Raw genomic sequence first — 17,121 nt, 5'->3', positions numbered from 1 at the left:
TCCATGTCCCGCAGCCTGCTCCAGCGCCTGCGCCACTCGCTGAAGTACCGCATCGCCGCCATCATCTTTCTGCTCGAGGCGGCGATGATGGCGGCCGTCCTCGGCGTCACCATCACGTACTCCCAGCGAGAGACCGAGAAACAGCTCTCGGCCAACGAGGAAGTGATGCTGCAGCTCCTCGGCGACCTGAGCCGCATCGCGCTGCTCACGTCCGAGTACGACGAGCTGCAGCCCTACATCGAGCAGGTGGTCAGGGATCCGCACATCGATACGGTGTTGCTCGCCGACCGGCGGGGGCGCGTCGTCGTCAGCAACCGGCACGAGGCGATCGGCCGGGGCCTGCCGACGTTCGAGCACACCCCCACGCTTCGCTGGCTCGTGAGAGACATCGAGAACCCGAACGGACGCATCGGCACGCTGGCGATACGCTTCTCCCACGAGAGCCTCATCCAGATCAACCGGCAGGTGCGGAACCTCGGCGTCTCGATCGCGCTGACCGGCATGACCGTGATCGCCATCGTGGGCATCCTCATCGGTTACCTGCTCACGCGTCGTCTCGACGCGCTCTCGCGTGCGGCCCAGCGCCTGGCCGGCGGCGATCTCGCGGTCCGTACCGGGCTCTCGGGGCACGACGAGGTCGCCATCGTGGGACGCGCGTTCGACACCATGGCGCGCAGCGTGGCGGAGAACGTGGAGGCGCTCAAGCGCGCGACCGATCTCCTCGAGCAGCGCGTCGCCGAGCGCACCCGCGAGCTCGCCGAGGCGCGCGACGAGGCGATCGCGGCCACCCGCAGCAAGAGCGCCTTCCTCGCCAACATGAGCCACGAGATCCGCACGCCCCTCACGGCGATCATCGGGTTCTCGGAGACGCTGCTCGACTCCAACCAGTCGCTGGCGGAGCGCGTCGACGCGATCCGCACGATCACGCGCAGCGGCAAGCACCTGCTGCGCATCATCAACGACATCCTCGACGTCTCGAAAATGGAGGCGAACCGGCTCGATGTCGAACGCATCCCGCTCAGCCCTTTCGAGCTCCTCGACGACGTGCACGCCATCGTCGCCCTGCTCGCGGAGGAGAAGGCGCTCGCGTTCGAGATCGAGTACCGCTACCCCCTGCCGGCAAGGATCGTCAGCGATCCGCTGCGGCTCAAGCAGATCCTGATCAACCTGTGCAACAACGCGATCAAGTTCACGGCCCGCGGCGGCGTGCGCATCCGGCTTTCCTGGGAGCGCGCGCAATCGCGGCTCCTGTTCGAGGTGATCGACAGCGGCATCGGGATGACCGAGGAGCTCATCCGGACGCTGTTTCGCGCCTTCACGCAGGCCGACGCCTCCACGACACGCGAGTACGGCGGCACCGGGCTCGGCCTGTACCTGTCGCGCGAGCTCGCCACCCGGCTCGGCGGCGAGATCGCCGTGCAGAGCACGCCGGGTGCGGGAAGCGTCTTCACGCTCGCCGTCCCCACCGGAGACGTCCTCGACGCGGATCTGGCATGGGAGCGGCCCGTCGAGCCGGCCGTCGCGCCCGCCGTCACGGCGGCGGGGGTCGTGGTGGACGGCGAAGTGCTCCTCGCCGAGGACAACGTCGACAACCAGAAGCTCGTCACGTTCCTGCTGCGGTCCGCCGGTGCGTCGGTCACCATCGCCGAAAACGGCCAGCGGGCCGTGGAGCTGGGGCGGTCGCGCCGGTTCGACCTCGTGCTCATGGACCTCCAGATGCCCGTCATGGGCGGACTCGAGGCGACCCGCGAGCTCCGGCGCGAGGGTTACCACGGCCCCGTCGTCGCGCTGACCGCGAACGCGATGCGATCGGACATCGACACCTGCCTGGCCGCCGGTTGCGACGATTTCATGAGCAAACCCATCCAGAAGGACAAGCTGCACGAACTGCTCCTGCGCTACCTGCTGCCGAGCGGCCAGCCGCGCGACGACGGCGCGCCGATCCTGTCCACGCTGCTGGCGCACGAGCCGACCCTGATCGACCTCGTGTCGGAGTTCGTCGCGCGGCTCCCCGGCGCCGCCCGCGATCTCCGGCGGGCGCACGAGAACGGGGACGCGGATGCCCTCAAGCGCTCGGTCCATTCGCTCAAGGGCAGCGCCGGCAACTTCGGCTACGGCGGGCTGTTCAAGCTCTGCCAGCTCATCGAGTTCGAGATCGCCAAGGACCATGCGCAGGGGATCGCGAGACTGCTCGACGAGATGGATGCCATGGTCGAGCGGATCCGCCAGGGGTTGCAGGACGGATCCCCCGTCGCCCGGAAGGCGAACGAACGGTAGGCGTTACTGCTTCAAGCACTTGCGGCGGCATGCTCAAGTGGCAAGCGAGTATGGCCGCGCGCGCCGGGGACGCGTGACCGGCGGCCGCCCGGCAAATCGAAAAAAGGCACCTATAGTTATTCTGAATCGGCGTGCACACAGAAAGCGGCAGGATAGCCGCGGGGCAACCGGTACCGCCTTATGCCCGGCGCTTTGCGCCGGCACTCGACAGGGATCCATCGTCTGTTCCGCCACGTTCCGGCCGAACCCGTTCGGGCTCGGAACGGACGCGCGGGGCCGCGCCGGCCGACGACTAACCAGACGAGGGGGTAGCAAGACATGGTCCATGCACACAAGCGCGCAGCGGCGATGCTGCTGACGGTGGCAGCGCTCGGTTGGGCGACCGCGAGCGCGGCCGACGGCAACCGCGCGCCGGAGAACCATCAACCGTGCCCGGTGACGCCGTACGACGGCGCAACCTCCATGGACGACGAGTTCGGCTACGGCGCGCAGGCGATCACCCGCTGCCTTCAGGTGCGCCGGCACGCGAAGGTCGTCGTGTCGGTCGACCATGCCTTCTTCTATAACGCCTTCGGACAGGTGCAGACGAACCGGGCCACGTTCCTCTCCAACATCGAGCACATGGTGCGCAACTACGAGAACGTGCACGGCATGACCATCGGCAAGGACGTCGAGGTGGCCGTGGTCTTCAGCGAGTCGGGCGCGCTGCTCGCCGCGACACAACACCCGGCGTTCGCGCAGGCGAGCGGCGGCAACCCCGCGAACCCGTTCGTACACCTCGTCGAATACGGGCTGCAGAAGGGCTTCAGGTTCTACCTGTGCCAGACGGCGGCGCGGAACCTCGGGATCGACATGCAGAAGAAGATCGAAGGCGTGCGCTTCGTGCCGGGCGGGCACATCGCCGTCGCCGACTTCCAGCTTCAGGGCTACGCCCTGATTCAGCCCTAGCGGCGGACGGGACCGAAATGCGTCACGGCGAATCCCGGCCGGCGGGCGGCGGCGCGAAGAGCATCCTGCTGGTCGACGACGACGAGCTGAACCTGCAGGTCGTCGCGCGCAGGCTGTTCCAGGACGGTTACTACGTCGCGACCGCGAGCAGCGGTCCGGCCGCGCTCGAGACGATGAACCGGCAGCGCTTCGACCTGGTTCTGCTCGACCTCGAGATGCCCGGCATGGACGGGCTGGAGACGCTCAAGCGCATCCGCGCCCTGTCCAGCCGGCGGGAAACCCCGGTGATCATGCTCTCGGCGCACAACCAGAACAGCGCCATCCGCAGCTGTCTCGTTCACGGCGCCGCCGATTACCTGGTCAAGCCCCTCGTGATGCCGCTCGTTCGCGCGCGAATCGAACGCCACCTGGCCGCGCCGGCCGCGCGCACGGACGAGCCCGGCACCCTGGAGACGGAACGCGACGTGCGCATCCTCATCGTGGACGACGACGATCTCAGCTGCCGCCTGCTCGCGAGCCAGTTGAAGAGCCGCGGCTACGCGCCCTCGACGGTGACGAGCGGGAAGGCGGCGCTGGAGCGCATCGGGCGGGACGACCTCGACCTGGTGCTGCTCGACATCGGCATGCCGGACGTGACGGGCAACGACATCCTGCGATCCATCCGCGCCGACGCCAGAACGAAGAAGCTCCCCGTCATCATGGTCACCGCCTCGAACGACGTGCCGACCATGCTCTCGTGCGTCGACGAGGGCGCGGACGGCTACGTCACCAAGCCCGTCGACATCGCTTATCTGCACGCCTGCATTCTCTCGAGCCTCGAGGCCAAGCGGCGCGGTCCCCGTCTGGACCTGGACTGAGCCGCGTCGCCGGCCATCGACTCCGGCGACGCCCGGGACGCCGCGAGCCCGATACCGGTGGCGGAATCCCGCGGCCGCATGGCGGCGGAAAGCCGCTCGCGATCCGCAGACCCTCAACCGAAAGGGATTGCCTCGTAAGACGTCCGGTCCGGCGGTCCGGACGCGAACAGGAACACCGGGGGCGTGCTCGGGCCGGGATATCGCGGCACGGCGGCGAGCTGGCTGCAGACCGTGCCGAACCCGTTCGGAAGCTCGAGATTGAGCGCGGCGTAGGGGCCGTCCCGCTCCGCGTAAACGCGATCGGCGAGCAGTGCCCGCCAGGCCTCCCAGTCGCCCGCCTCGGGCCGCGGCGCGGCGGCGGCCCGAAACCGCGGCAGATGCAGCCGTATGCGCGCGAGCGACTCGTCGTCCAGATCGCGCGCGGTGAGCATGTGAAGCCCGGGCGCCACCTCGAACGCCTCGACGCGCCCCGTCGCCTCGCCGTCGTGGCGCAGCCAGTACGCCGAAAGCGGATCGGCGACGAACAGGTTGAAGGCGCGATAGGCGCGGGCGTCGATGTCGGCCAGTGCCTCCGCCGCCCGGAACGCCTCCGCGTGGTCGAGCGCCTCGAGCACGAGCTCGCCGCGGCTGCGCTTGCCTTCCTCGGGGCCCAGCGTGCCCACCCGGTTCATGACCGCCGCGATCACGCCGTGATCGTTCACGCCGAACCAGCTGCCTCCCGCGACGCGGTCCTGCCCCGCCACCACGTCCGCCCGGTCGGGCCAGTGCCGCGCGGGCGGCAGCCACGGACGCGCGCGCATCTCGTCGCGGTTGCCGGCGACGAGCAGCGGCCAGGCGTGATCGGGACGACGCAGGACGACGAGCGTGCACATGGCCTAGCACTACCACATCCGATTCGTTGTTCAAAATGCATCGCTGCGCGGCGCCCTGCCTCCGTCCGTCGGCGACGGACGCGACAACGTCGTGACCGCGCGGGAAGTTCCCGCCGGGCGCGGCGGTTTTCGGGGTTTTCCCTAGATGGCCGCGCGGATGGCGGTTGTTAGCATGCCCCCTCGTTTCGATACCTCGAACGACAAATCGAGAGGAGGGTCATCGGCGATGGGAGTGCTCACGGTTCTTCCGCCTGCGGGCAGCGCGCAGCAGTACCGCTGGAGCGAAGCCGACCCGGTTTCCACGCACCAGGTGCGCCGGATTTTCGAGAACCTCATGCGCGAGTCGCACTACGTCGCCTACGAGGTACGGGACGAGGGCGGGCAGTTCGCGTCCGCGTTCAACCCCGACGCCCTCTACATCGTCATGCAGCCGCCCCACATTCGCGCACGCAGCACGCCGGCGAGCACCGCGTGACCGGGGCTGCGCGCCACGCCTGAACCACCGGGGAGTGCATCGAGAGCAAGAATGTGTCGCGGGGCGAACGGACTCGCACGAAAGGCCAGGACGGCCACCCGCACACCCATAGCGCGGCGAAGCGTTCCGAGTGCTGAGTGATGACGCCCGGAGGGCGAACATCAACTCAGCGCGCACTTTCCTTTTCTCACTCCACGTCGAACAGCTTGGCGTAGCCGCGCGCGTCGAAGAAGGTCTCGATCGAGACGATTTTCCCGCCGGCCACCGTCATCCAGTGCACGGCCGGCGTGACCTCCCGCCTGTCCATCCGGGTCACGTAGTTCACGACCGCGCACACGTCCCTGCCGTCCACGAACGTACGGCGCCGCTCGATGCCTTCGAGAATCGGGCCGATGCGCGAGATATCGCCGATGAAGTCGTCCGCGCTGTTGAAGGAAGAGATCGGACTGCGATGCGTGAACGATTCGTCGGAAAGCCAGCGGCGGGCGCCCTCGAAATCCCGCGCGGCGATGGCCGCGAGATAGGCGTCGACGACCGCTGCGGGTGCGGGCGCCCTGCGCGATTCCTGTTGCGGCTCGGGCATCATGAGTCAAATCGTATGTCGGCGGCCGGCCCTCTCTCAACCGCCCCGGCATCCCGGAAGTCCGGTCTTCGCGAGGCGCCCTTCGGGCGCGGTCTTTCGACCGGCACGTCAGTACATCGCGCGATCCAGCGTGTTGTCCGCCGAGCCCACGCGGAACCATTCGTACCCGTACGGGCCGAGCTCGATCCGATGCTCTCCGGAGGCGTCGGCGCGGCTCTCGCGTTGCGCGAAAACGTCGACCAGCAGCCCGCCGCGCGGGCTGTCGACGTTCAAATGCACCCGGCGCGCGGCGTCGCTGAAATTGTGCAGCGTGACGAGCGTCGTGTCGCGCCAGTCGTAGCGGAGCACGAGTACGTCGCGCGCGTTCGTGCGCACGATGCGGAACTGTCCCCAGCTGATCTCGCGGCACTCCCTCCGCATCCGGATCACCCGCTCGACATGGTTGAGGAGCGAGCCGGGATCGCGTCGCTGGTCGGCGACGTTGCGCACGCGATAGCCGTACACCGGGTCGTCGATCGCCGGCCGGACGATCTCTTCCGCGCGCGAGAAGCCGCCGTGACGCTCCGCGGTCCACTGCATGGGCGTGCGCGCGGCCTCGCGCTCCGGGAGGTCGAGATCGTCTCCCATTCCGATCTCGTCGCCGTACTGGAGCATCGGCGCACCGGGCAGCGAAAACAGCAGGCTGAAGGCGAGCTCGAGCCGGCGGCGATCGTCGCCGAGCATCGGCGCCAGCCGGCGGCGAATGCCGCGATGGTAGATCTGCATGCGCTCCTCGGGACCGAACGCGCGGAAGACGCGCTCGCGCTCCTCCTCGGTCAACCGTCCGAGGTCGAGCTCGTCGTGACTGCGCAGGAACTGCACCCACTGCGCGATCGCGGGCCGCTTCGCGGTCTGCTCCAGGGCCCACGCGAGCGGGCCGACGTCGCCGCTCGCCAGCGCGTAGAAGAGCCGCTGGTTGACCGGAAAATTGAGCATCATCTGCAACCGGTCGCCTTGCTCCCCGAAGTACCGGAGGCTGTGATCCGGCGGCACGTTCGCCTCCGCGAGCAGGATCGCGTAACGGCGGCGCCACTGCAGGAAATCGCGCATCTCGTGCAGCAGGTCGAAGTCCTGGAACGGCTCGACGTCGGCCCCCTTGCGTTCGATCAGGAACGGGACGGCGTCCATGCGAAATCCCGAGACGCCGAGCTCCAGCCAATAGCCCATGATCCGGCGGATCTCGTCACGGACCGCGGGGCGATGCGTGTCGAGGTCCGGCTGAAACTCGTAGAAGCGATGGAAATAGTGGGCGCGCGCCGCCTCGTCCCAGGTCCACGTGGTCTGCTGCACGCCGGGGAAGACCATGCCGGTATCGTGATCCGCCGGGCGCTCCCTGGACCAGACGTACCAGTCGCGGTAAGGCGAGGCCGGATCGTTTCGCGCCGACCGGAACCAGGGATGCTCGTTCGACGTGTGGTTCACCACCAGGTCGACGATGACGCGAACCCCCACGGCCCGGGCGTGATTCATGAACTCGACGAACTCGCCGGAGGACCCGTGTTTCGGATGCACGCCGTAGTAGTCGGTCACGTCGTACCCGTTGTCCCGGTTGGGCGACGGATAGAAGGGCTGCAACCACACGCACGTCACGCCGATGCCGGCGAGGTAGTCGAGCCGGCGGCTCAGGCCCTCGAAATCCCCGACGCCATCGCCCGTTGCGTCCATGTACTTCTCGACGTCCAGGCAATAGACGACCGCGTTCTTGTACCAGAGATCCTCGATCGACATGAGTGTCGAGCGGCGAAGCGAACCGCGCACCCGCCGCGCGGGCGGGTGCGGGTTCCGGACCGCCCTCCCCGGTGCGGTGCGCCCCGACCGCCCCGGACGCTACTTGCGTTGGGCGGCCGCCTCGTACTCCGAGCGCGACAGCTTTCCGTCGCCGTCCCGGTCGGCCGAGGAGAAGTCGATTCCGGCCAAACCGGCCGCCTCGCTCTGCTCGATCGAGCCGCTGCCGTCCCGGTCCGCCTTGCTGAACGACGGCGTCGCGCTGCGAGCCGCTCCGCTGCCGGAGTCTCCGCCGCCGGTCATGCGATCCCAAGCCGCGCAGCCGACCACGAGCGTGCTGGAAAGAGCGAGCGTAAGAGCCAATGACTTCCTTGCCATGAGTTTCTCTCCTGTTGGTCCAGGTCCTCTTTGCAGGCGAGACGCTTTTCGAGAGCGCCCGGCGGCAAGCATGCCTGAGCGGTGCGTGCTTCGGTATCGGGAAAGTCTGGGTGGCTCTTCCGGCTTACCCGCCATGGCGCTGCGGGATTGTCGCAGCGAAGGCGCGGCCGGGAGGCGATTGCCTATACTGGAAACGGGGCATCGAAACGAGGAACGGCCGTGTCGAAGAAGATCAAAGTCGCCCTGCTGGGGCTCGGGCGGGTGGGCGAGGTCTTCGCCGAGCACTTTCTCGCGCAGATCCAGGAACATCGGGCGCCCGTCGAGATCGTCGCCGTGGCGGATCATCATCCGGACGCGCCCGTCGCGCTCGGATTCGCTCAAAGCGGAGTGCCGGTCTACACCGATCCGCTCGAGGTCGCCGGCCTGGGAGAAGAGGTCGACATCATCTTCGATCTGACGGGCGACGTGCAGATGCGCAAGGCCCTGCGCAAGCGGCTCCAGGCCACCAACAATGCCCATACCATCGTCGCGTCGGAAGTGATCGCGAATCTGCTCTGGTGCTTCTTCAGCGACGCGCCGGAGCTGCCGGGACAGGCCGGTCCCGGTCGGGGCTACTGAGCCGCTTCGGGCGAGCGAAGGCTCACGCCTTTTCCCACCAGATCGACCGATTGTTCGCCGGCATGGCGCGGTCGCCTCGCAGCCGCAGACCGGCTGCGGCAGCGAGCCCGTTCACCGCTTCGAAGTCGCGCAGGCCGGACGACGGATCGCGTTCGCGCAGCCAGCGGTCGAATTCCTCGTTGCTGGGTTCGAGCTCCCGGTCGGCGTAGCGGTACGCGCCGTACACGTACATCACCCCGCCCGTCGTCAGCGCGCGCCCCGCGTTTGCGAACAGCTTCTCCACCGTCGGCCACGCGACGATGTGCACGGTATTGATGCAGACGATCGCCTGAACCGCCGCCATCGGCCAGGCGTCCGAACAAAGGTCGAGCACGACCGGTTCGCGCAGGTTGGGAACGCCCGCCTCCGCGGCCCATGCGCGGATGCTCGGGAGCATGCGGTCCAGGTCGGACGGCTGCCACGCGAGATTCGGCAGACGCGCCGCGAAGTACGCCGCGTGCTGACCGGTGCCGCTTCCGATCTCGAGCACCGTGCCGGTGTCCGGCAGGATTTCCTTAAGCACCGCCAGAATCGCGTCCTGGTTGCGCTCGCAAGCCGGGGCAAACTGCTTCATCGCACACCTCTCGCTCGAGCTCTCGACTCCGGGTTGGCGTCGTCGAAACGCACCGGCCCGACGAACGCGAACGACCGGTCCCGCTTCAATTCGAGCAGGACTCCCTCGCCTGAGGCAACGGAGCGCTCTGCGATTCCCTGGATGATGACCTGATGGGTGACGAGCACCAGCAGCGGCGCGTCGGGCGGCTGCCTCGAAAGGAAGCGGCGGAGATCGCGCAGGTTCGGCTCGCGATCGTCCGGCCGCTCGTAGAACGAATTGAGCGGCGGAAGCTCCGTCACCGGTCCGAGCCGCATCAGCCGCGCCGTCTCCAGACATCGGCACCACTGGCTGGAGTAGACCCGGACGCGCCGGATACCCCGCGACCGAAGCCATTCCCCGATCGCCCTCGCCTGGGTGCGGCCGCGCTCGTCGAGATTACGCTGGGTCTCGCACTTGCCGATTTCGAACTCGGCCGGGTCTCCTGCGCCGGGTGCATGGGCGTGGCGAACCATCAGTACGTGGCCGCCCGTTCGCATGCGTTCCGCCAGCCCGTTTTCGCCCTCCGAAGCCACCGCGCCGGCAGGGAGGAGCGCCCGGAGCAGCATCATGCCCGCCAGCGGGAGGGGGAGGCGCAGGGACGAGCGGTCGGATTTCGCAGGCATCGTGGCGGCTGGCGGCTGCAAAACATCCGCGAGCCGCCCGCCATGCTAGCGCCCCGGTGTCGCGGTCGCCATCCGACGGGCTTTCCTGCTGGAATTGGCGCCGCATGCGGCTAAGCTTATGAATCAAAGGGGAACCGCGTGGTTAAGGACGGCCGAGGCATCGACGCCGCCGCGCGGATGAAAACGGGGCCGCCCAGCTCCGGCCATGTCACAGCAGGAGTGGGGCTGCATGCAGCTTCCCAAGCTGACCGTCGCGTTTGCCGGATCCGTCGCCTTGGCGATCGGGATGGCGCCTTTGGCCCTGTGGCCCCTGGACCGGGTAGGCCTCGCACCGGCCCTCGTCCGCAGCCTTCCCATGCCCGCGGTCGCGTTCTGCTTCGTCCTGCTCGGGATTCAGCTTCTGGCGCCCCGGCGCCGGCTCGCCCGGATACCCCTCGACCGCGCCCTGCCCGCAGGCCTCGTCCTCATCCCGCTTGTCGCCCTGGTCCTGGACGGCGACACCGTCGCTCGTTTGCACGCATCCGCTAGCGGTCCGTCCATGCACCTCACCGCGGCGGCGGGCTTTATCGGCGCGGGCCTCGGGATCGCGCTCGTCGCCTATGCGCGGCACGCCGCCCTGCGCGGCGTGGTCTACGCCCTCGTCACCGCGGCCACGCTCGTCGGTCTCCTCGATCTCGCCACTTACGTTCCCGGCATGGATTCGCTGCTCGACCGCTATTCCGATGCCCGCATGCGGCCATGGACGGCGGCCTCGATGATCCTCGCCGGCATCGCGCTCACGGTGCAGGCGCACACCCGCATGCCCGCGGACCCGCGCGCGGACATCGCCGAGGACCGCAAGATCGCGCTGTTCAGCACGGTGCTGCTCTTGTGCCTCGCGTCCGGCTCCGGGGTGCTCGGCTTCAGCCTCCTCGCGCGCACCGCGCAGGACGTGCTGACCGACAGCCTCCAGGTTTCGCTGCGACACCGCCTGGCGGCGTTCGAGGCCGCCGTGGCGCACGCCGCCGGGCAAACGCTGCTGATCAGCCAGCGGCCGCGCCTCAACACGCTGATGGACAAGCTCTCGTACGACACCCTGTCCACCGCGGAGCGCCGCGAGATCGAGGCCATCGTCGACAACATCCAGCAGACCGTCGGCGCTTCGGCGATCGCCCTGCATGACGCGGCCGGGCGTTTCGTCAGCCGGCGCGGCGAGTTCAGCGCGCCCGAGTTCGAGGCCGAGCTGCACGGCTGGCCCGGCCATACGCTCATCCACGCCGGGCGGCTGGTCGTGCGCGGCACGCGCGAATTTCACGGAAGCGGACGGCCGGCCGGAACGATCCGCACCGAAATCCCGGTGCCGGCGATCGAGCAGCTGTTCGAAGACGTCACCGGGCTCGGGGACACCGGCACAATGGCCGTCTGCGCTCCGCTCGGAGTGCAGATGCAGTGCCTTCCGAACCGCTCCAACGGACACAAGGTACTGAAGGCGCCGCGGCACGTCCGCGGCGAACCGGTTCCGATGGCGTACGCGCTCGAGGGAAAAACCGGCACCGTCATCACCAACGACGCGCAGCACCGCAACGTCCTCGCCGCGCACGCGCCGATCGGCTCCCTGGGGCTCGGCATGATCGTCAAGGTGCGGCGCGGCGAGATCTACGCGCCCATACGCGCGCAGCTTCTGCCGATGGTCGGCGTCGTCCTGCTCGTCACCGTCGCCGGCGTGCTGCTCCTGCGCTGGCAGGTGGTGCCGCTCGCCCGCAAGCTGGTGCGCGAGATCGCCGAGCGGCGGCAGGCCGAACGGGCGCTGCGCGCGAGCGACGAACGCTTCCGGCAGCTCACGGCGCTGTCTTCCGACTGGTACTGGGAGCAGGACGCCCATTACCGATTCACGCGCATCCGTCGAAACGCCGAGGCCGAACGGCGTTTCCCGGCGCGCGACAGCCTGGGCAAGACGCGCTGGGAGCTGCCCTACGTCGACGTGAGCGAGGAAACCTGGCGGATGCACCGTGCGACGCTCGAAGCGCGCCGGCCGTTTCACGGCCTCGTCCTGAAGCGGCGGGACGTCAACGGTGAGGTACGCTACAGCGAGGTGAGCGGCGAGCCGTTCTTCGCGCCGGACGGCGCGTTCCTGGGCTACCGCGGCACGGGACGCGACATCACGGAGCTCAAGCGCGCCGAAGACGCGGTCGCCCGCCTGGGGCGCATCCTCGACGACTCGTCGAACGAGATCTACGTCTTCAACGCCAACGATCTGCGCATCGTGCAGGTGAACCGCGGCGCGCAGCGCAACCTCGGCTACTCGCTCGAGGAGCTGAAGGGGCTGACGCCGGTCGATCTCAAGCCCGAGTTCGATCGGGACAGCTTCGAGGCCCTGCTGACGCCGCTGCGCCGCGGCGAGCAGGAGACGACTTCGTTCGTCACTCAGCACCGGCGCCGGGACGGCAGCGTCTACCCGGTCGAGGTGCGCCTGCAGCTCTCGCGCCACGACGAGCCGCCCGTGTTCGTCGCGATTGTGCAGGACATTACCGAACGCAAACAGTCGGAGGAGCAGCTTCGCTACCTTGCCTACCACGACGGCCTGACCGGGCTGCCGAACCGTCTGAAGCTCACCGAGCGCCTGAGGCAGGCCGCGCACGCGTCCGGGGAGGACGGCCTCCTCACGGCGGTGTTGCTGCTCGACCTCGACCGCTTCAAGACCATCAACGACACGCTGGGGCACGAAGCCGGCGACGTTCTGCTGCGCACGGTCGCCGAGCGCCTGGCCGCCTGCGTTCGCCCCGGCGACAGCGTCGCGCGGATCGGCGGCGACGAATTCGTCGTGGTGCTCAGCCAGATCGCGGAGATGGACGAGATCACCGGCGTGACGCAGCGCATCCTGGCGAGCTTCGGACCCGCGTTCCAGATCGGGGCACGCGAGCTGTTCACCAGCGCGAGCGTCGGAATCGCGGTGTACCCGCTCGACGCGCGCGAGCCCGAAGGGCTGCTCAAGCACGCGGACGCCGCCATGTACGAAGCGAAGGAGTCGGGTCGCAACACCTTCCGCTTCTATACCGCAGAGCTCAACGCCCGGGCGCAGAGGCGCCTGCGTCTCGAAACCGATCTGCGGCGTGCCCTCGACCGCAACGAGCTGCTTCTGCACTTTCAGCCGCAGCTCGACCTCGCCACGGGCCGCATCGTCGCCGCGGAGGCCCTTCTGCGCTGGCAGCACCCCGAGCTCGGACTGTTGCCGCCCGGCGACTTCATCTCCCTCGCCGAGGAGACGGGACTCATCGTGCCGATCGGCGAATGGGTGCTGCGCGAAGCCTGCACGCGCGCGCGCGGCTGGCACGCCGCCGGTTTCAAGCGTCTGCGGGTCGCGGTCAATCTGTCCGGGCGCCAGTTCATGAACCACGACCTCAGCCTGGTCGTGAAACGGACGATCGAGGAGACCGGGCTTGCGCCGCGCTACCTGGAGCTGGAGCTGACGGAGAGCCTGCTGATGCACAACGTCGAGGCCGCCGCGGCGATGCTGCGGACCCTCGACGGTATCGGCGTGACGTTTTCGATGGACGACTTCGGCACGGGATACTCTTCGCTGGCCTACCTGAAGCGGTTCCCGCTCGATCTCATCAAGATCGACCGCACCTTCGTGCGCGACATCACGACGGACCCGGACGATGCGGCGATCACGAAGACCATTATCGCCATGGCGCACAGCCTGGACATGCGCGTGATCGCGGAGGGCGTCGAAACAGAGGACCAGCTGGCGTTCCTGCGCGCCCATGGCTGCGACGCCATTCAGGGCTACTGCTTCAGCCCGCCGGTCTCGCCGGAGGCGTTTCTCGAGTTGCTCGGCCGGCAGAACCGCGCCCCGGGACCCTACGCGCAGATCAACTAGCGGACCCGCGTCCCGTCAGGAGAGCCGGCGCGTGACGAATCCGCACCGCCGGATCGCATCGTCGATATCCTGTTTCCGGCCGATCGCCAGGCAAAGCGACGTGTCGTCGATATCCGGCTGCGCGTACAGGATCCAACGCTCCATGATCGTCCTGCCCTCCCGGTGCGCGCAGACAATCCGCTGCTGCGCGACGATCGCCGGGAGCGGCCGGTCGAGGTCCTTGACGAAGCTGACCCGCGAAATCGTGCCGAACGTCGCCTGTAGGCGCCGGGCCGCAGGCGTGCACGCGGCATCGACCGCCGGTGTCGCGGTCAGCCGTGCCAGCGCCTGCTCGCGCAGCTCCCGCTGCACGCGCTCCTCCCCCCACCAGCCGAAATGCCCGTTGCACACGCCGACGACAAAGGCGACCGCGTAGAAGCCGAGCAGCGCCGTGAAGGCGATCTTGAGCCGCCGCGCCCCGGTGTCGGGAACGGGGACCGGGATCGCCTCGTTCATCCGGCGGCTCCCGAACCCGCAAAGGTCTCGCGTCTCGCCTCGCGCCGGCCCGGCCATGCCTTTCCGAACGACTCGGATCGGGAGGCGAGCGCCACACCGAGAACGTGAACATAGAGCAGGATCAACCGGGTCGCGGCCGCCTTCGCCCGCTCCTCGGATATTCGCGGCAGGCCTCCCTCCGACCGAGCCATCGCAGCGAGCTCCGCCTGCAAGGCCAGGAACCGCGCCCGGGCGATACCGGGCAGCTCACGGACATCGATCCTTTCCATGCCCGCGACACAGGCGTCGAGCCGCTGCGGGAGGGATCCGGGTTCGGAGCAGAGAATGAGCACCGCGGCGTGGAGATGCTGCCAGGACCGGAGAAAGACCCCCGACCGGCCCTCGCCCCCCTCCCCGTAAACGCGGTCGTGCAGGTGCACGACCCGACGCGCCAGCTCGATCGCCTCCCCGATCGGCACCGCCTCCCGCGCACGGAGCGAACGCTCCAGCGTTTCGGTCAGTGAGCGGGTCTCCGTGCGCGTCATTTCCTCGGGCGTCCCGCTCGAAAGCACCCGGGCTTGCGCGTCCGCCGGATCGAGCCGGTCGTACAGCGTGCCGGGATGGCCGAAGAGCTGTTGAAGCGCGCCGAGGAACGGGCGCCGGTGTATCGCGGTACGGTTGCTCATCCCCCCTCCTTATTGTTGTGCCCCGCGTCATGTTTATGGAGAGCGACGAAGCGGGCAAGGAGGTATTTCCCTAGGGTGTTTCTTGATCGAGCGATGTCGCGCGCTCATTCAGAAACTTGCGTGGATCTCTTCAGGTGTCGAAGCGCGTTCTCATCGCAAGACACGAGAGATAGGTGGGCAAGATTGAATGAAAAGAACTAGAAGGCCCGTGCAGCCGACGAGCGGCTCGCCGCCGTGGTTCCCGGCCGTCACGGGAAATCGGAGAGGAGCAACCGCCAGGCGCCGGTGGCGAGCAACGCCCACGCGAGCGCAATGAGAAAAACGGCATTCGCTAACAGCCCCGCTTCCCCGTGCGCGAGGAGATACCGAAACATGCCGAGCGCCGAGAGCTTCTTTGCGCGACGCAGCAGCGGGGCGAGATAGGGCCGTCCGCGTAGAGCGGCTGGCGGTTGCCTGTCTGCACCGTCACGACCTGGTCGCGATACGCGATCTGGCGATCGCTGTAGACGACCTGCTTCGGCGCGAACGAGACCTGTCCACCGTCCGGGTGCCTGACGAACAGCCGGCGGCCGTCCGTGCCGATTCGGCGCTGGAAGCGACGCAGCGTGAAACGGGCCACCACCGGGAGGCCGCCGAGGAGAACGAAGGAGAAAGCGAGCATGCGCTCGACGTCTCGAAGCTCCGCGGTCTGCTCGGGCGTCGCCCCTTCTCCGGTGGCGGTCCGGAGGAGACAGGACACCCGACACCCGCTCAGGCGCAGTTCGCTCGACGTCCACGGGGAGGAATTCCCGATCTCGGGTGTCTGCTTTCCAATATAGTAGATGCCGCGGTTGGCGCTGCGCGCGTGGGCCTCCGTGCCTCGGGGTGGCGCGTCGGCGCCCGGCATTCGGGCCCCGAATGTGGTATAGTGCGCGCGTCGCTGATCCGTTTTCTCTCGCGTTTTTGCCGTTTTCCCGCGACAAACCGTTTTTCTGATCTCCCCCGCTCCCCCGGAGGGCGGGCTCCACCCTGGCACCCCGTGCTTCGCGCGGAGTCGACAGGCCGCATTACGCGCCCCCCGCGGGCCACATCGACACGAGGACACGCATGCTGACGATATTCGTAGGCAATCTCGCACCTGACACCCGCGAAGCGGAACTCCGCGAACTGTTCGCGCAGCACGGAACCGTGCGCTCGCTGCGTATGGTGGCCGACGTGTTCACCGGCGCGTGCCGAGGCATCGGATTCGTGGAGATGGAAGGCCATGAGGCGCGCGCCGCGATGGCCGCGCTCAACGGAAAGATGTTCAAGGGCCGCTCGCTCAAGGTGAACCAGGAACGGCCGCGCGATCGTCGTTCGTCCGGACGGCGGCGCTGACATGGCACAGCCCACGGACGTTCCCGCACGCACCGCCGAGCGCGCTTCGTCCTCGCGCCCGCATTCGTTCAAGGTCGCGCTGGTGGAGAAGATCGGGGCGCCCGACGGCGCCGAGGGGAAGGACTGGTACCGCTACGTGCTCGAAAGCGGCCGCTCGACCATCACGGGGCAGCGGCGCGGCTCCCGCGACGACGTGTACGCTTACGCGACCCAGTGCGCCGAGCAACTGAACACCCGCGCACTCGCCGCCGCTTCGATCTGGAACCCGCGCGGCCGACGGCCCGCGACGCCAACGGCATAAGCCGCCCGCCAAAAAAAAAAGACCCCGCCGATCCGGCGGGGTCTTTCGTTTTGCTGCAGAGTGCCGGGTTAGGCCGGGCGAACGTTCGCCGCAGCCGGGCCCTTCGGGGTCTGCTCGAGCTCGAACGACACCTTCTGGCCCTCGGCCAGCGACTTGAAGCCGGTGCCCGTGATCGCGCTGTGATGCACGAACACGTCCTTGCCGCCGTCGCTAGGAGTGATGAAACCGAAGCCCTTGGCGTCGTTGAACCACTTTACGGTACCTGTAATCACGGAAATACCTCGTTTGTGAATTGCGATGGTTTGCAGTTCATTACCTGAAAGTGAACGCGGGAGTGGCCGCCAATGAAACCGGGGAGGTACTTCCGAACGGACTACAGGGAGTGGACTGCACGCCGCACACTATACGCGACGCGC

18 protein-coding genes are annotated in these 17,121 nt (G+C 68.1%); 8 read left to right on the top strand and 10 right to left on the bottom strand.

Annotation, left to right across the window (positions count from 1 at the left end; genetic code table 11):
- Nucleotides 1-3 precede the first annotated feature (3 nt).
- The 3 genes from SVA_RS04680 to SVA_RS04670 all read left to right on the top strand — a co-directional run bounded on the left by SVA_RS04680 (nt 4) and on the right by SVA_RS04670 (nt 4,082).
- The gene (locus tag SVA_RS04680) at nt 4-2,277 is read left to right on the top strand and encodes an ATP-binding protein (RefSeq protein ID WP_096459509.1); all 2,274 of its coding nucleotides are present in this window, start codon (nt 4-6) and stop codon (nt 2,275-2,277) included.
- A 318-nt stretch (nt 2,278-2,595) separates the two neighbouring features.
- Nucleotides 2,596-3,225, top strand: a complete 630-nt coding sequence (locus tag SVA_RS04675; RefSeq protein WP_096459506.1) for a DsrE family protein — start codon at nt 2,596-2,598, stop codon at nt 3,223-3,225.
- A gap of 17 nt (nt 3,226-3,242) precedes the next feature.
- Nucleotides 3,243-4,082, top strand: a complete 840-nt coding sequence (locus tag SVA_RS04670) for a response regulator (RefSeq protein WP_096459503.1) — start codon at nt 3,243-3,245, stop codon at nt 4,080-4,082.
- A 113-nt stretch (nt 4,083-4,195) separates the two neighbouring features.
- Here SVA_RS04670 and SVA_RS04665 read toward each other — a convergent pair whose 3' ends face one another.
- Nucleotides 4,196-4,954 (bottom strand): NRDE family protein, encoded by a 759-nt coding sequence (locus SVA_RS04665; protein WP_096459500.1) that lies wholly within the window; start codon nt 4,952-4,954, stop codon nt 4,196-4,198.
- A 226-nt stretch (nt 4,955-5,180) separates the two neighbouring features.
- On the opposite strand from SVA_RS04665, the gene SVA_RS04660 reads away from it, so the two are divergent.
- Complete coding sequence (locus SVA_RS04660) at nt 5,181-5,429, top strand: hypothetical protein (RefSeq protein ID WP_096459497.1); 249 nt, start codon at nt 5,181-5,183, stop codon at nt 5,427-5,429.
- A 187-nt stretch (nt 5,430-5,616) separates the two neighbouring features.
- Here SVA_RS04660 and SVA_RS04655 read toward each other — a convergent pair whose 3' ends face one another.
- The 3 genes from SVA_RS04655 to SVA_RS19715 form a co-directional block, all read right to left on the bottom strand.
- Nucleotides 5,617-6,015, bottom strand: a complete 399-nt coding sequence (locus tag SVA_RS04655) for a nuclear transport factor 2 family protein (RefSeq protein ID WP_096459494.1) — start codon at nt 6,013-6,015, stop codon at nt 5,617-5,619.
- 105 nt (nt 6,016-6,120) lie between these two features.
- A complete protein-coding gene (locus SVA_RS04650) occupies nt 6,121-7,779 on the bottom strand; it encodes an alpha-amylase family protein (protein WP_096459491.1) in 1,659 nt (552 codons plus the stop codon).
- Nucleotides 7,780-7,878: 99 nt separating this feature from the next.
- Nucleotides 7,879-8,154 carry an EF-hand domain-containing protein gene (locus SVA_RS19715; protein ID WP_169923971.1) on the bottom strand — a complete coding sequence of 92 codons (276 nt, stop codon included), beginning with the start codon at nt 8,152-8,154 and terminating at the stop codon, nt 7,879-7,881.
- Between the two features lie 219 nt (nt 8,155-8,373).
- Between SVA_RS19715 and SVA_RS04640 the strand changes: the two genes are divergently transcribed.
- Nucleotides 8,374-8,772, top strand: coding sequence for a Gfo/Idh/MocA family oxidoreductase (locus SVA_RS04640; RefSeq protein WP_096459485.1), 399 nt, complete (start codon nt 8,374-8,376; stop codon nt 8,770-8,772).
- Nucleotides 8,773-8,794: 22 nt separating this feature from the next.
- On the opposite strand, the gene SVA_RS04635 is transcribed toward SVA_RS04640, so the two are convergent.
- Complete coding sequence (locus tag SVA_RS04635) at nt 8,795-9,385, bottom strand: DUF938 domain-containing protein (RefSeq protein WP_096459482.1); 591 nt, start codon at nt 9,383-9,385, stop codon at nt 8,795-8,797.
- Nucleotides 9,382-10,029, bottom strand: coding sequence for a histidine phosphatase family protein (locus SVA_RS04630; protein ID WP_096459479.1), 648 nt, complete (start codon nt 10,027-10,029; stop codon nt 9,382-9,384). Before SVA_RS04630 ends, SVA_RS04635 begins: the two co-directional genes overlap by 4 nt.
- Before the next feature lie 229 nt (nt 10,030-10,258).
- Between SVA_RS04630 and SVA_RS04625 the strand changes: the two genes are divergently transcribed.
- On the top strand, nt 10,259-13,888 hold the full coding sequence (locus SVA_RS04625) for an EAL domain-containing protein (protein ID WP_148665380.1): 3,630 nt from the start codon (nt 10,259-10,261) through the stop codon (nt 13,886-13,888).
- Between the two features lie 15 nt (nt 13,889-13,903).
- Here the strand turns inward: SVA_RS04625 and SVA_RS04620 are convergent, their stop codons facing one another.
- The 3 genes from SVA_RS04620 to SVA_RS04610 all read right to left on the bottom strand — a co-directional run bounded on the left by SVA_RS04620 (nt 13,904) and on the right by SVA_RS04610 (nt 15,934).
- Nucleotides 13,904-14,383, bottom strand: coding sequence for a hypothetical protein (locus tag SVA_RS04620; RefSeq protein ID WP_096459473.1), 480 nt, complete (start codon nt 14,381-14,383; stop codon nt 13,904-13,906).
- Nucleotides 14,380-15,048, bottom strand: a complete 669-nt coding sequence (locus SVA_RS04615; protein ID WP_096459470.1) for a hypothetical protein — start codon at nt 15,046-15,048, stop codon at nt 14,380-14,382. Before SVA_RS04615 ends, SVA_RS04620 begins: the two co-directional genes overlap by 4 nt.
- Nucleotides 15,049-15,379: 331 nt before the next feature.
- A complete protein-coding gene (locus SVA_RS04610; RefSeq protein ID WP_096459467.1) occupies nt 15,380-15,934 on the bottom strand; it encodes a hypothetical protein in 555 nt (184 codons plus the stop codon).
- A gap of 200 nt (nt 15,935-16,134) precedes the next feature.
- Here SVA_RS04610 and SVA_RS04605 point away from each other — a divergent pair, with 200 nt between their 5' ends.
- Nucleotides 16,135-16,404 (top strand): RNA recognition motif domain-containing protein, encoded by a 270-nt coding sequence (locus SVA_RS04605; protein WP_096459464.1) that lies wholly within the window; start codon nt 16,135-16,137, stop codon nt 16,402-16,404.
- A gap of 1 nt (nt 16,405) precedes the next feature.
- A complete protein-coding gene (locus tag SVA_RS04600; RefSeq protein ID WP_096459461.1) occupies nt 16,406-16,705 on the top strand; it encodes a PH domain-containing protein in 300 nt (99 codons plus the stop codon).
- A 68-nt stretch (nt 16,706-16,773) separates the two neighbouring features.
- Here SVA_RS04600 and SVA_RS04595 read toward each other — a convergent pair whose 3' ends face one another.
- A complete protein-coding gene (locus tag SVA_RS04595; RefSeq protein ID WP_096459458.1) occupies nt 16,774-16,977 on the bottom strand; it encodes a cold-shock protein in 204 nt (67 codons plus the stop codon).
- Nucleotides 16,978-17,121: the final 144 nt, after the last annotated feature.

It is taken from the genome of Sulfurifustis variabilis, from assembly GCF_002355415.1.
GTDB lineage: Bacteria > Pseudomonadota > Gammaproteobacteria > Acidiferrobacterales > Sulfurifustaceae > Sulfurifustis > Sulfurifustis variabilis.
Note: the sequence above shows the minus strand (reverse complement) of the source record. Positions and strands in the feature narration are given on the sequence as shown.